We start from the raw sequence: 13,096 nt of genomic DNA on the forward strand, positions 1-13,096 counted from the left end.
CCGCGGCCGATCCGCACCGCCGGCAGCGGTCAGGCCGTCGCCTCCGGCCGGGGTCGCCGCAGCCGGTGCGTCGCGAGCAGCACGACGACGACCACGCCCACCCCGATGGCGGTGTCGGCTGTCCGGGCCGCCACGAGGGCGCCCACGTCGACCGGCGTGCCGCCGAGGGCGCGCATGCCGAGTGCCATCGGCGTGATGAACACGAGTGCGAGCCCGTAGTTGCGCACGATCAGCAGCTCGGTCGCGAACTGCAGCACCCCGAAGGCGACGATCAGGGCCGCGACGCCGGGCTGCCAGGCGAGCAGCAGGGCGGCGAGGCCCACCCCGACGAGGGTGCCGAGGAGGCGGTGGCCGGCCCGCACGAGCTGGCCCGCGGTCGCGGTCCCCACCACGGGCACCACGGCCGAGACCATCGCCCAATACGGGCTCTGCACGCCGAGCGCGACGCTGAGCAGCCCGGCCGCGATCGAGGCGACGAGGCAGACGGCCGCGTGGACGAGCGTCCGCCGGCCGTCCAGGGGTCTCGGCCCGCGCCTCCAGCGGCGTCCGTCGGCGGTGGCGACCGCCCGACGGCCGGCGGGCAGCAGGACGCCCGCGAGCGAGGCGAGCAGTGCGACCGCGAGGCTCGCCGGGGCGACGACCCCGGCCACGGCGACGGTCGAGGCGGTCGCCGGGACGAACGCCGTGACGCCCAGGCCGAAGACGAAGAAGAGCGGGCCGGGCGGACTCCACCGACGCAGGTCCGACACGGCCGACGCGAGGCCGGCCACGAGGCCGATCGCGACGACGGCCACCCACACCGAGGCGCCCGACGCCGCGAGGGCCGTGCCCAGCACGACGCAGGCGACCAGGCCGAGCCCTGCCTCGAGCTGCATCTCGAGGCGCTGGAAGCGCGGCAGACCGCGGCCGAACGCTGAGGCGAAGGCCCCGAACACCGCGTAGGGCGTCCACTCGACGTGGCCGATCAGCGCGAGCACGACCATCGGCACGAGCACCGAGACGGCGACGCGCGCCGCCGGGCGGTGGGCGCCGTCGTGCGGACCGAGGCGCACCAGGTCGCGTGGGTGCGGCAGCAGGCGGTGGGTGGGGGTGGTGGTCGTGATGGGGTGTTCCTCCGGTCGACGCGGCGTGGGCGCTCGTCGTCGAACTGCTTCACGGGTGAATGATCTCTCTTCACTTTACCCGTGAACCATCGCTAGCCTCAAGGGCATGAGCGACCACGACCCGCGCGACGCGATGGACGACGTCCACGACCGGTGGCGCGAGCTGCGACCCGACCTCGACGTCTCGGCCATCCCCGTCATCGGCCGGGTCAACCGGCTCGCCCGCATCGTGCAGCGGCGCAGCGACGACCTGCTCGCCGAGTACGGGCTCGGGCGCGCCGACTTCGACCTGCTCGCGGCCCTCACCCGGCGGGACGCCCCGACCACCCCGACGCAGCTCGCCGACGAGACGCTGCTGTCGCCGCCGGCCGTCACGAAACGTGTGAAGGGCCTGCTCGCGGCCGGCCTCGTCGACCGTTCACCGAACCCCGACGACCACCGGGGCTACTTCGTCGCGCCGACCGCCACCGGCCGACGGCTGATCGACCGCGTGCTCGAGGTCCAGCTCGCCGACGAACGGGCGATGCTGGCCGCCCTGCCCGAGGAGGCGCGCGCGGCCGTCGCGGACGGCCTGCGTCACCTGCTCGTCGCCCTCGAGGGCTGACGCCGACCGGCTCGGCGGGACGAGACTTGACCAGGGCTGCGAGGACGAGAAGGAAAGAGAGCCGGCCACGGGACTTGAACCCGTAACCTTCCGATTACAAGTCGGATGCGCTACCAATTGCGCCAGGCCGGCGAGGCTCGCCCATCTTACCCAGCCCGCGCCTCCTGCCCTGGTGGGAAGGGTGCGGCCGGTGCAGGATTGGCGCTTCGGGGGCGAGAAGTGGTGAAGTGGACCGAGCGCACCGCGCCCGTCCGACGCACCGACCTGAGGAGCCCCCTTGTCCACGATCTTGACCGCGATCGGTTCGCTCGCCCTGCTCTTCGTCAGCTTCGCCCTGTTCGCCTACTCGTTCGGCACCGGCGAGCCCAACGCGTTCGTCTTCTTCGCGGGCATCGTGCTGATGACCGGGTCGTTCTGGCTGCCCATCACGGTGATCGGCAACAGCCACAAGACCTGGTGACCGCGTCGGCGCCCCGGCCCGGGGCGCCGACGAACCGGCGCGCGTCGACCCGGGGTCACCCGTCGACTACGGCGTGCTGACGAACCGTTCGGGGTCGAGCAGCTTGCGCGGCTTGCCCTCGTCGTCGTCGCGACCGCCCACGTAGAGCCAGCCCAGCAGCTGCTCGCCGTCACGCAGGCCGTGCGCCGCGGCCACCTCGGGCGTGCGGGTCCACACGCCGGTGCGCCAGAACACGCCCCACCCCGCGTCGTCGAGCACGAGCGACAGCAGATGTGCGACGCCCGACGCGACGGACTCTTGCTCCCAGTACGGCACCTTGCGGCTCTCGCGGGGCGAGACCACGACCGCGATGATCAGCGGCGCCCGGAACGCCTTCTGCGTCAGCTTGTCGCGGGCGTGGCCCTCGGCCCCGCTCGCGTCGGCGAGCGACCGGCCGACGATCGACCGGTCGTCACCCCGGAACTCGAGCAGGCGCCAGGGGCGGAGCTCGGAGTGGTCGGCCACCGTCGCCGCCGACCGCACGGCGTCGAGCAGCTGCTCGTGCGTCGGCGCGACGTCGGTGACCTTCGACCGCGACCGACGACGCCGGGCGGCGTCGGCGACCGTGCTCACTACTCGGCGGCCTTGAAGTCGAGCGAGATGCTGTTCATGCAGTAGCGGTCGCCGGTGGGCGTGCCGAAACCGTCGGGGAACACGTGGCCCAGGTGCGAGCCGCAGTTCGCGCAACGCACCTCGGTGCGGGTCATGCCGAGGCTGTTGTCGTCGATCAGCTGCACGGCGTCGGGGTTCACCGACTCGTAGAAGCTGGGCCAGCCGCAGCCGCTGTCGAACTTGGTGCCGCTCTTGAACAGCTCGGCGCCGCAGGCGGCACAGGCGTAGGTGCCGGCGCGGCTCTCGTCGAGCAGCTCGCCCGTCCACGGGCGCTCGGTGGCGGCCTCACGCAGGACGGAGTACTGGTCGGCGTCGAGCTCCTCGCGCCACTGCTCGTCGGTCTTCTCGATCTTGTACGCCACGATGATCTCCTCGCTTGTCGGGACTCCTCATCCAACACGATCCGCCGCCGCTCGATTCCCGGCGTCCACCGGGCTGCCAGGCTCGCGGCGTGCAGACTCGTGGCGTGAGCACCTCCGAGCGGTTCGTGGCCGCGGCCCTCGCCTTCGACCGTGACGGCTCGCCCTCGCAGGCCGCCCTGGCCCGCGGCATCGCCGGCGACCCGGCGGCGCTCGCCGTCGTCGACCGGGCCGAGGAGGCGCGGCGCCAGCCCGTGCTCGTCCTCGCGGTCTGCCGATGGCTGGGTGCGCCGACCGGGCCCTGGTCGGCGCTGCGCCCCTGGCTGCTCGCCCACTCCGACGAGGTCGTGGCCGAACTCGGCCGCCGGCTCACCCAGACCAACGACGTGCGGCGCTGCGCCCCGCTGTCGATCGCGCTGGCCCGGGTGCCCGGGCCCGTCGCGTTGCTCGAGGTCGGCGCCTCGGCCGGCCTCTGCCTCGGCGTCGACCGGTACGGCTACCGCGCCGGCGACCACGTCTGGGGTGACCCGTCGAGCCCGGTGCAGCTCGACGTCGACGTCGACGCGGGGATCGACGGAGGGGTCGACGCGGCCCCGCTGCCCGACGGGCCGCTGCCCGAGGTCGTCTGGCGCGCGGGGCTCGACCTCGACCCCGTCGACGTGCGCGACCGCGACCAGGTGGCGTGGCTCGAGACCCTGTTGCCGCCCGAGCGCGGCGACCGGCACGAGCTGCTGACGCGGGCGGTCGCGCTCGCCCGCACCGCGCCTCCTCGGCTCGTCGCGGCGGACGCCGTCGACGGTCTCGCCGACCTCGCCGCCGAGGCACCGGACGGGGCGACGCTCGTCGTCGTGTCGACGGGCACGCTCGTCTACCTGCCGGGTCGGCGACGCCAGGCCTTCGTCGACGAGGTCGGCCGCCTGGGCGCGCGGTGGATCTCGTACGAACGGCGCGACCTGCTCACCGACGTCGTCGCCGACGTGCCGCCGGGCGTGCCGGCCGAGGACGCCTTCGCCGCGCTGGCCCTGGACAGACGGGCGATCGGCGTCGGCGACGCACACGGGACGCGCCTGCACCTCGTGTCGTGACCCCCGCCGCCGGGGCGTGCCACCGGATGCCGGACCACGCGCCCGGCCTCCGCGATCGGCCGCGGGCCCGCCCGTAGGATGACCCGGAACCGAGGGGAGGGCCGTGCCGATGGACGAGAACGCGACGGGTGACGACGTGCGCGCGAGTGCGCTGTCCGAGCGCGACCGCGCCGTGCTCGACTTCGAGCAGCGTGCCCCGGCGGCACCCGGTGCGCGAGAGGCCGCGATCCGTCGCGACCTCGGCCTCGGGGTCATCCGCTACCAGCAGTTGCTCAACTCGCTCATAGACCGACCAGATGCACTGGCCTACGCACCCATGCTCGTCGGCCGCCTGCAGCGACTGCGAGCCGCCCGCCACGACGCCCGAGCGACCCGTTCGTTCGGTCCGACCCACTGATCCACGAGAGAACCACGCATGCCTGCTTTCGACCGAGACCGGTTCGACGACGTCCCCGCCGACCTCGATCGCGTCGGCGCGCACCGTGCCGAGAAGCGCCCGGGCAGCGGCTGGGTCGCCTTCGCCTGGGCCGCCCTGGCGACCGGCGTGCTGGTGGGGGCCGGCGTCATCTACCTCGGCGTCGCGAACGACAGCTTCCAGTTCGTCAACCCGTCGTCGTCGAGTACGGCCGAGGCCGGGGCCGCCGAGACCGACACGGCCACGTCGACGCCCACGCCGTCGGCCAGCGAGTCGGTCGCCCCGCTCACCGACCCGTCGCAGGTCGACCCCGAGGTCACCACCGTCACGGTGCTGAACGGCACGGCCACGGCGGGCCTCGCCGGTGCCGCGTCGGACCGCCTCGAGACCGAGGGCTGGGTCGTCGGCACGCAGGGCAACGCCAGCGAGCGCGTCTCGACCTCGACCGTCTACTACTCGTCGGCCGCCGACGAGGCCGTGGCGCTCGGGCTCGCCCAGCAGCTCGGCATCTCGGACGTCGAGCTGACCGACGCCTTCCCCGGGGCCTCGGTCACTATCGTCCTCGGCGCCGACTACAGCGCCTGACGAGGGGCCGCCGAGGCGTCCCCACCGAGGAGGCGCGGGTCCCGTCGGGCCCTCACCGCGCCTCCCGTGTTACGCCCGTGTTTAATCACCGGTTAAATCCTCGCTTTCGGCGGGTGTTTCTCGGATCACCCGTGTTCTCAGGCTTTTCTCGCCGCTAGCATCGGGAACTGGTCGACCCTCACGGCTCGCCGACCTGGTGTTCTGCACGAGTGACGCTGCCCCGTCCGGGTGCGCAGGTCACTGCGTCGACGACCCGGCTCGGCGGCACCGCACGCGCCGTACGTACACAGCAAGGGGAGCGACACCATGGCACACGGGACCGTCAAGTGGTTCAACGCGGAGAAGGGCTACGGCTTCATCACCGTCGAGGAGGGCGGCCAGGACGTCTTCGTGCACTACTCGGCCATCGACATGAGCGGGTACAAGGTCCTCGAAGAGGGCCAGGCCGTCGTCTTCGAGGTCGGCACGGGCGACAAGGGGCCTCAGGCGGAGTCCGTCCGACTCGCCTGAACCCGGTCGACGCGCCCCGACGCGTCGACGCCCGCCGAGCACGCCGTCACGGTCCGCCGTGGCGGCGTGCTCGCGTCCACGGGCGCGGGGACGTCACTTGCACTCTCATCGGGCGAGTGCCAGAATCGTTGCTGGCACTCGCGACACGTGAGTGCCAATGCTTCTGCTTCATGACGTCCGGGAGGGACGAAAAACACACATGGCTAAGATCATTGCTTTTGACGAAGAGGCCCGTCGTGGCCTCGAGCGTGGCCTGAACATCCTGGCCGACGCGGTGAAGGTCACGCTCGGCCCGCGTGGTCGCAACGTCGTGCTCGAGAAGAAGTGGGGCGCTCCCACCATCACGAACGACGGCGTCTCCATCGCCAAAGAGATCGAGCTCGACGACCCGTTCGAGAAGATCGGTGCCGAGCTCGTCAAAGAGGTCGCGAAGAAGACCGACGACGTCGCCGGTGACGGCACGACCACCGCAACGGTGCTGGCCCAGGCCCTCGTCCGCGAAGGCCTGCGCAACGTCGCGGCCGGCGCCGACCCCATCTCGCTGAAGCGCGGCATCGAGAAGGCCGCCCAGGCCGTCTCCGACCAGCTGCTCGCCGACGCGAAAGACATCGAGACCAAAGAGCAGATCGCCGCCACGGCGTCGATCTCGGCCGCCGACCCCACCATCGGCGCGCTCATCGCCGAGGCCATCGACAAGGTCGGCAAAGAGGGCGTCGTCACCGTCGAAGAGAGCAACACCTTCGGCACCGAGCTCGAGCTCACCGAGGGCATGCGCTTCGACAAGGGCTACCTGTCGCAGTACTTCGTCACCGACCCCGAGCGCCAGGAGGCCGTCTTCGAAGACGCCTACGTGCTCATCGTCAACTCGAAGATCTCGAACATCAAAGACCTGCTGCCGATCGTCGACAAGGTCATCCAGTCGGGCAAGCAGCTGCTGATCATCGCCGAAGACGTCGACGGCGAGGCCCTGGCCACGCTGGTCGTCAACAAGATCCGCGGCATCTTCAAGTCGGTCGCCGTCAAGGCCCCCGGCTTCGGCGACCGTCGCAAGGCGCAGCTGCAAGACATCGCGATCCTCACCGGTGGTCAGGTCATCGCCGAAGAGGTCGGTCTCAAGCTCGAGAACGCCACGCTCGACCTGCTCGGCCGTGCCCGCAAGGTCATCATCACCAAGGACGAGACGACCATCGTCGAGGGTGCCGGCGACGACGAGCAGATCGCCGGACGCGTCCGTCAGATCCGCAGCGAGATCGAGGCGACCGACAGCGACTACGACCGCGAGAAGCTCCAGGAGCGCCTCGCGAAGCTCGCCGGTGGCGTCGCCGTCATCAAGGCGGGTGCCGCGACCGAGGTCGAGCTGAAAGAGCGCAAGCACCGCATCGAGGACGCCGTCCGCAACGCGAAGGCTGCCGTCGAAGAGGGCATCGTCGCCGGTGGTGGCGTCGCCCTCATCCAGGCCGGCAAGACCGCCCTGGCGAACCTGCAGCTCGAGGGCGACGAGGCGACGGGCGCGAACATCGTCCGCGTCGCGATCGACGCTCCGCTGAAGCAGATCGCCTTCAACGCGGGCATGGAGCCCGGCGTCGTGGCCGACAAGGTCCGCGGGCTCGACATCGGTTGGGGCCTCAACGCCGCGACCGGCGAGTACGTCGACATGCTGGCCGCCGGCATCATCGACCCCGCCAAGGTCACGCGTTCGGCTCTGCAGAACGCCGCGTCGATCGCCGGTCTGTTCCTCACGACCGAGGCCGTCGTCGCCGACAAGCCCGAGCGCAACCCGGCCCCGGCCGGCGACCCCTCGGGTGGCATGGACTTCTAGTCCGCACCGTCCGGCTGGCGCCGGGCACACGCACAAGGGCGGTTCCCCCTCGGGGGGAGCCGCCCTTCGGCGTTCCCGGTGCGCGGTGTCGCGGGGTGGCCCGGGTGCGCGGGGTGGCCCGGGTGTGCGGTGTCGCGGGGTGGCTCGGGTGTGGCGCTCTGTCCGCCCGGTGCACCCTCGCGTTCGGCGGTGGGCGATTTGCCTAGGCAGGGGTTGTGCGCCGCTTGAGGGGGTGGCTCGGGTGTGGCGCTCTGTCCGCTCGGGCCACCCTCGCGTTCGGCGGTGGGCGATTTGCCTAGGCAGGGGTTGTGCGCCGCTGGAGGGGGTGGCTCGGGTGTGGCGCTCTGTCCGCCCGGTGCACCCTCGCGTTCGGCGGTGAGCGATTTGCCTAGGCAGAGGTTGTGCGCCGCTCGAGGGGGTGGGGCGATGGGGCGGGGCCGGCCGAGCCGCGAGGTGCCGTGCAGCGAGCCACGGCCGCCGTGCGGCGAGCCACGGCCGCCGTGCGGCGAGCCACGGCCGCCGTGTGGCGAGCCGGCTCGCGGTCAGGCGGTGGTGCCGGCGGCGACCGGCTCGGCGGGCGTGGCGACGTCGGCGGGCATGAGGGGCAGGGCGACGCGGAAGGTCGCTCCGCCGCCGGGGGTGTCGCCGACGTCGACCGAGCCGCCGTGGGCGGCCACGATGCCCGACACGATGGCGAGCCCGAGGCCGCTGCCGCCGGTGTCGCGGGTACGCGACGAGTCGGCGCGCCAGAACCGCTGGAAGATCTTCTCGCGGATCTGCGGCGGGATGCCCTCGCCGTGGTCGACGATGGCGACGGTGGCGACGCCGCGCGACGGGTCGGACTGCACGACCAGCTCGATCGGGCTGTCGTGCTCGGTGAAACGCATCGCGTTGCCCATCAGGTTGGTGATCACCTGGCGGATCTTGTTCTCTTCGCCGTGCACGATCGCGGGTGCCTCGAACCGCTGCACCTCGTCCTGCAGCTCGGCGGCCGTGACCGTGTCGCCGTTGCGCACCGCCCGGGCCCGCAGGCTCCGGAGGCGCGCGAGGGTCGCGCCCGCGAACGAGATCGGCCCCGTCGCCCCGGGTGCGGCTGCTCCGAGCGTCGCGCCCGGCGCGGACGGCGTGGTCGCGGCCGGGGGAGCGGCCTGGGGGAGGCGCCCGTCGACGGTCGCGTCGTCCCCGTCGACCGGTGCCTCGAGCGGCGGGGCGACCGGCTCGAGCACGATCACGTCGATGTCGCGGTCGGGGTTCGACGCCATCGTGTCGAGGGCGGAGTCGCGGGCGAGCTGCACGAGGTCGACCGGGCCGAGCTCGAGCGGCTTCGACTCGTCGAGGCGGGCCAGGGCGAGGAGGTCTTGCACGAGCACCCCCATGCGGATCGCCTCCTTCTCGATGCGGTCCATCGCCTGGGCGACGTCTTCCGGCTTGGTGAGCGCACCCATGCGGTAGAGCTCGGCGTACCCGCGCAACGACACGAGCGGCGTGCGCAGCTCGTGGCTCGCGTCGCCGACGAAGCGTCGCATCTGGTCGATCGTCTTGGCCCGGTCGTCGAAGGCGCTGTCGATGCGACTGAGCATCGTGTTGAGCGACCGGTTGAGGCGACCCACCTCGGTGTTCGGCGTGGTCGAGTCGAGGCGCTGGGTGAAGTCGCCGTCGGCGAAGCGGGCGGCCGTGGCCTCGACGTCGCGCAGCGGGGCGAAGGTCGACGTGACGAGGAGGCGCGTGAGCGCGGCCCCCAGGACGACCACCGAGAGCCCGAAGCCCAGGAAGATGCCGCCGAAGCGGCCGATGGTGGCGTTGGTGCTGGCCAGGTTGGTGCCGGCGACGATCGTCGCCGGGACGAGCGACACGGTGCCCTGGGCGTCGGTCGACTGCAGCTGGGTGGGGTGGGCGTAGAGGCGCCACTCGTTGTCGCGGCTCGTGCTGTACCGGATGAACGCCTCGTCCATCGGGGCGCCCGAGATGCCGAGACCGGTCAGCACGGGGGCGTCCGTCGAGCTCGACAGCTGGCTGCGGGTGTCGCAGATGAGGTCGCCCTCGTCGTCGAGGATCGCCACGTAGCTGCTCGTCAACCCGCCGAAGTTGACCGTGCACGACCGGGAGTCGGACGAGTCGATCAGCGCGCCGTTCAGGTTGCGGGCCGAGTTCTCGAGCGACGTGTCGACCTGACCCATCAGGTACGTGCTGAGCACGGTCATCGTGCCGAGGCCGGCGACGACGAGGCCGAGGGTGACCAGGGTCACCGTGATGCCGGTGATCTTGGTGCGGATGGAGATCTCGTTCCACCACTGCGAGAGGCGTGCGTGCATGGGGTCAGACGTTAGCGGAGCCGGCTGGGGGTCGACACGACGATGCCCGACCGCACGGGGCGGTCGGGCATCGTCGTGTCGGCGCCCGTCGGACGAGCGGCCGCTCAGGCCTTGGAGGCCTTGAGCATGTAGCCGAAGCCGCGCTTCGTCTGGATGATCGGTTCGGTCGAGAACTGGTCGAGCTTGCGCCGCAGGTACGAGATGTAGCTCTCGACGATGCCGGCGTCGCCGTTGAAGTCGTACTCCCACACGTGGTCGAGGATCTGGGCTTTCGACAGCACCCGGTTCGGGTTCAGCATGAGGTAGCGCAGCAGCTTGAACTCGGTGGGGCTGAGCTCGATGGCCGTCTCGCCGATGGTGACCTCGTGCGTGTCTTGGTCCATGGTGAGCTCGCCGGCGCGGATGATCGCGTCTTCGTCCTCGTTCATCGTGCGGCGCAGGATCGCCTTGATGCGGGCGACGATCTCGTCGAGGCTGAACGGCTTGGTGACGTAGTCGTCGCCGCCGACCGTGAGGCCGGTGATCTTGTCTTCGGTGTCGTCCTTCGCCGTGAGGAAGAGGATCGGCGAGGTGTAGCCCGACGACCGCAGTCGCTTGGTGACGCCGAACCCGTTCATGTCGGGCAGCATCACGTCGAGGATGATCAGGTCGGGTTCTTCTTCGAGGACGGCCGAGATGGCCTGGGCACCGTTGCCGACCGCTCGGACGGCGAAGCCCGCGAAACGCAGGCTCGTGGTCAACAGGTCGCGGATGTTGGGCTCGTCGTCGACGATCAGGATCTTGGGGCCGTCACTCATGCGCCCAAGTATCTGCGCGCCTCCTCGGTGTTTCCTGTGAGCACGAGGCACGTCCGCCGCGAGCCGTCGGAACGGCAGCCCTCAGGTGGCCGAGACGATCGGCGGCCGAGCGGCTCAGGCGTCGGGGCCGGCCCACTCGACGTTGGGCACCAGCGCGACGCGCGTCGTGAGCTCGAGCAACTCGTCGGGCACGGCCAGCGTGAAGTCGACGCCCTCGCGCCGTTCGAGCACGGCGGTGTAGCCCGAGGCGCGGGTGATCTGCCAGCCGGGGAACTCCTCGACCGAGGCCGCGACGACCTGCGCCTCGGAGGCGTCGTCGGTGGCGCCGATCGCGGTCAGGCCGGCGAAGAGGTGGTCCTTCACGGGTGAGCCGGCGAGCAGGTCGCTGCGCTCGATGACCTCGGGGTCGGGGCTCCAGGTCACGACGCTGAGGGTCGCGCCCGCGTGCAGCCCGCCCTGCACCTCGTACGTGCGCGCGACCGAGACGACCACCGACGGGTCCCACTCGGCGAAGCGGGCGACCTGGCCGCGGAACTCCATGGCGTCGTGGTCGAGCGAGGCCACGAGGGGGCCGAAGGTGGCGAACGGCGCCTGGTCGGCGGCGAAGACCCGACGCAGGGAGTCGCGCCACAGCTCGTCGTCGCCCAGGGGCAGGTCGGCGCCCTGTTCGTCGCTCACGCGGCGACCACCGGCGAGTCGAGGATCGTGTAGCTGTAGCCCTGTTCGGCCAGAAAGCGCTGGCGGTTCTGGGCGAAGTCCTGGTCGACCGTGTCGCGGCTGACGAGCGTGTAGAACGACGCCGGCAGCCCGGACTTCTTGGGCCGCAGCAGACGGCCGAGGCGCTGAGCCTCTTCTTGCCGCGAACCGTACGAGCCGCTGACCTGGATCGCGACGGTCGCCTCGGGCAGGTCGACCGAGAAGTTCGCGACCTTCGAGACGACGAGCACCTTGAGGTCGCCCTCGCGGAACCGCTGGTAGAGGCGCTCGCGCTCGTCGACGGGGGTGCTGCCGGTGAGCGTCGGGGCGTCGAGCACCGCGGCGAGCTCGTCGAGCTGGTCGAGGTACTGGCCGATCACGAGGATCTGCTCGCCGTCGTGCCGCGCCACGAGGTGCTTGACCACGTCGAGCTTCGCCGGGGCCGTCGCGGCCAGCCGGTAGCGCTCGTCGTCGGGTGACGCGGCGTACTCGAGCCGCGCCTCCTGCGGCAGGTCGACCCGCACCTCGTAGCACGAGGCGGGCGAGATGAAGCCCTGGGCCTCGATCTCCTTCCACGGGGCGTCGAAGCGCTTGGGCCCGATCAGGCTGAAGACGTCGCTCTCGCGGCCGTCCTCACGCACGAGGGTCGCGGTGAGGCCGAGCCGGCGGCGGGCCTGCAGCTCGGCCGTGAGCTTGAAGACGGGCGCGGGCAGCAGGTGCACCTCGTCGTAGACCACGAGCCCCCAGTCGAGCGCGTCGAGCAGCGAGAGGTGCGTGTACTTGCCACCGCGACGGGCGGTGAGGATCTGGTAGGTCGCGATGGTGACGGGCTTGACCTCTTTCACCGAGCCCGAGTACTCGCCGATCTCGTCCTCGGTCAGCGAGGTGCGCTTCAGCAGCTCGTCGCGCCACTGCCGCGCCGAGACCGTGTTGGTGACGAGGATCAGCGTCGTGGTGCCGGCGGCGGCCATGGCCCCGGCGCCGACCAGGGTCTTGCCCGCCCCGCAGGGCAGCACGACGACGCCCGAGCCGCCCTCGAAGAAGTTGTCGATGGCCTTCTGCTGGTAGTCGCGCAGGTGCCAGTCGCTCTCGTCGAGGTCGATGGCGTGCGGGGTGCCGGGCGTGTAGCCGGCGTGGTCCTCGGCGGGCCAGCCGAGCTTGACGAGCTGCTGCTTGACCTCGCCTCGCGCCCAGGGCAGGAGCTCCCACAGGTCGTCGGCCCGCTTGACGCCGAGCAGCTCGCCGACCTTCTTGGCACGGGTCACCTCGCTCAGCACCGAGCTGTCGGTGCCGCGCAGCAGCAACTGGTCGCCGTCGCGCTCGATGACGATGCGACCGTAGCGCGCCACCGTCTCGGCGATGTCGACGCTGACGCTCTGCGGCACGGGGAACTTGCTGTACTTCTCGAGCGTGCCGAGCATGTCGTCTGCGGTGTGCCCGGCGGCCCGGGCGTTCCAGAGACCGAGTCGGGTGATGCGGTAGGTGTGCACGTGTTCGGGCGCGCGTTCGAGCTCGGCGAAGACGCTCAGGTCGTGCCGCGCGTCCTCCGCCTGCTCGTGCGCGACCTCGAGCAGGACGGTGCGATCGCTCTGCACGATCAGGGGTCCGGTCATGAGGGACGAGTCTAGGCGCGCCTCCTGCCGTCGCTCACAGCGGGGCACCGCCCCGCCGGGACGAGGAGGCGCGGGTCGGCCGACGGG

General features: G+C 71.5%; 14 protein-coding genes and 1 tRNA gene. 7 read left to right on the top strand and 8 right to left on the bottom strand.

The genetic code is table 11. The annotated features are described in order from the left end of the window. Positions 1 to 29: 29 nt before the first annotated feature. Positions 30 to 1,052, bottom strand: coding sequence for an FUSC family protein (locus ITJ55_RS09355; RefSeq protein WP_194595121.1), 1,023 nt, complete (start codon positions 1,050 to 1,052; stop codon positions 30 to 32). A 157-nt stretch (positions 1,053 to 1,209) separates the two neighbouring features. Here ITJ55_RS09355 and ITJ55_RS09360 point away from each other — a divergent pair, with 157 nt between their 5' ends. Next, the gene (locus ITJ55_RS09360) at positions 1,210 to 1,707 is read left to right on the top strand and encodes a MarR family winged helix-turn-helix transcriptional regulator (protein ID WP_194595122.1); all 498 of its coding nucleotides are present in this window, start codon (positions 1,210 to 1,212) and stop codon (positions 1,705 to 1,707) included. Between the two features lie 59 nt (positions 1,708 to 1,766). Here ITJ55_RS09360 and ITJ55_RS09365 read toward each other — a convergent pair. Then, positions 1,767 to 1,839: transfer RNA gene (locus tag ITJ55_RS09365), tRNA-Thr, on the bottom strand. Between the two features lie 145 nt (positions 1,840 to 1,984). Here ITJ55_RS09365 and ITJ55_RS09370 point away from each other — a divergent pair. Further along, positions 1,985 to 2,167, top strand: a complete 183-nt coding sequence (locus tag ITJ55_RS09370) for a hypothetical protein (RefSeq protein ID WP_056259390.1) — start codon at positions 1,985 to 1,987, stop codon at positions 2,165 to 2,167. A 66-nt stretch (positions 2,168 to 2,233) separates the two neighbouring features. Here ITJ55_RS09370 and ITJ55_RS09375 read toward each other — a convergent pair whose 3' ends face one another. Together ITJ55_RS09375 and msrB are read right to left on the bottom strand one after the other, a co-directional pair. Continuing rightward, on the bottom strand, positions 2,234 to 2,779 hold the full coding sequence (locus tag ITJ55_RS09375; protein ID WP_194595123.1) for a nitroreductase family protein: 546 nt from the start codon (positions 2,777 to 2,779) through the stop codon (positions 2,234 to 2,236). Beyond that, complete coding sequence (gene msrB / locus ITJ55_RS09380; RefSeq protein ID WP_056259386.1) at positions 2,779 to 3,180, bottom strand: peptide-methionine (R)-S-oxide reductase MsrB; 402 nt, start codon at positions 3,178 to 3,180, stop codon at positions 2,779 to 2,781. Before msrB ends, ITJ55_RS09375 begins: the two co-directional genes overlap by 1 nt. A 104-nt stretch (positions 3,181 to 3,284) precedes the next feature. Between msrB and ITJ55_RS09385 the strand changes: the two genes are divergently transcribed. The 5 genes from ITJ55_RS09385 to groL all read left to right on the top strand — a co-directional run bounded on the left by ITJ55_RS09385 (position 3,285) and on the right by groL (position 7,591). Beyond that, the gene (locus tag ITJ55_RS09385) at positions 3,285 to 4,262 is read left to right on the top strand and encodes a DUF2332 domain-containing protein (RefSeq protein ID WP_194595124.1); all 978 of its coding nucleotides are present in this window, start codon (positions 3,285 to 3,287) and stop codon (positions 4,260 to 4,262) included. Positions 4,263 to 4,371: 109 nt separating this feature from the next. Then, positions 4,372 to 4,659 (top strand): DUF3263 domain-containing protein, encoded by a 288-nt coding sequence (locus ITJ55_RS09390; RefSeq protein WP_194595125.1) that lies wholly within the window; start codon positions 4,372 to 4,374, stop codon positions 4,657 to 4,659. Positions 4,660 to 4,677: 18 nt separating this feature from the next. Then, positions 4,678 to 5,262, top strand: a complete 585-nt coding sequence (locus ITJ55_RS09395) for a LytR C-terminal domain-containing protein (protein WP_194595126.1) — start codon at positions 4,678 to 4,680, stop codon at positions 5,260 to 5,262. Between the two features lie 306 nt (positions 5,263 to 5,568). Next, positions 5,569 to 5,772: a cold-shock protein gene (locus tag ITJ55_RS09400; RefSeq protein ID WP_056259378.1), complete on the top strand. Its 204-nt coding sequence runs from the start codon at positions 5,569 to 5,571 to the stop codon at positions 5,770 to 5,772. Between the two features lie 199 nt (positions 5,773 to 5,971). Next, on the top strand, positions 5,972 to 7,591 hold the full coding sequence (gene groL, locus ITJ55_RS09405) for a chaperonin GroEL (RefSeq protein ID WP_194595127.1): 1,620 nt from the start codon (positions 5,972 to 5,974) through the stop codon (positions 7,589 to 7,591). A 542-nt stretch (positions 7,592 to 8,133) separates the two neighbouring features. Here the strand turns inward: groL and ITJ55_RS09410 are convergent. The 4 genes from ITJ55_RS09410 to ITJ55_RS09425 form a co-directional block, all read right to left on the bottom strand. After that, entirely contained in the window at positions 8,134 to 9,903 is a 1,770-nt protein-coding gene (locus tag ITJ55_RS09410) for a cell wall metabolism sensor histidine kinase WalK (protein WP_194595128.1), read from the bottom strand. A gap of 104 nt (positions 9,904 to 10,007) precedes the next feature. Next, positions 10,008 to 10,700, bottom strand: coding sequence for a response regulator transcription factor (locus ITJ55_RS09415; RefSeq protein WP_054146826.1), 693 nt, complete (start codon positions 10,698 to 10,700; stop codon positions 10,008 to 10,010). Positions 10,701 to 10,814: 114 nt separating this feature from the next. Continuing rightward, entirely contained in the window at positions 10,815 to 11,378 is a 564-nt protein-coding gene (locus ITJ55_RS09420; RefSeq protein ID WP_056259371.1) for a hypothetical protein, read from the bottom strand. Then, positions 11,375 to 13,009 (bottom strand): DNA repair helicase XPB, encoded by a 1,635-nt coding sequence (locus ITJ55_RS09425; protein WP_194595129.1) that lies wholly within the window; start codon positions 13,007 to 13,009, stop codon positions 11,375 to 11,377. Before ITJ55_RS09425 ends, ITJ55_RS09420 begins: the two co-directional genes overlap by 4 nt. Between the last annotated feature and the right edge of the window lie 87 nt (positions 13,010 to 13,096).

The sequence above is a fragment of the Frigoribacterium sp. VKM Ac-1396 genome (assembly GCF_015350895.1).
In the GTDB taxonomy this organism is placed as follows: Bacteria; Actinomycetota; Actinomycetes; order Actinomycetales; family Microbacteriaceae; genus Frigoribacterium.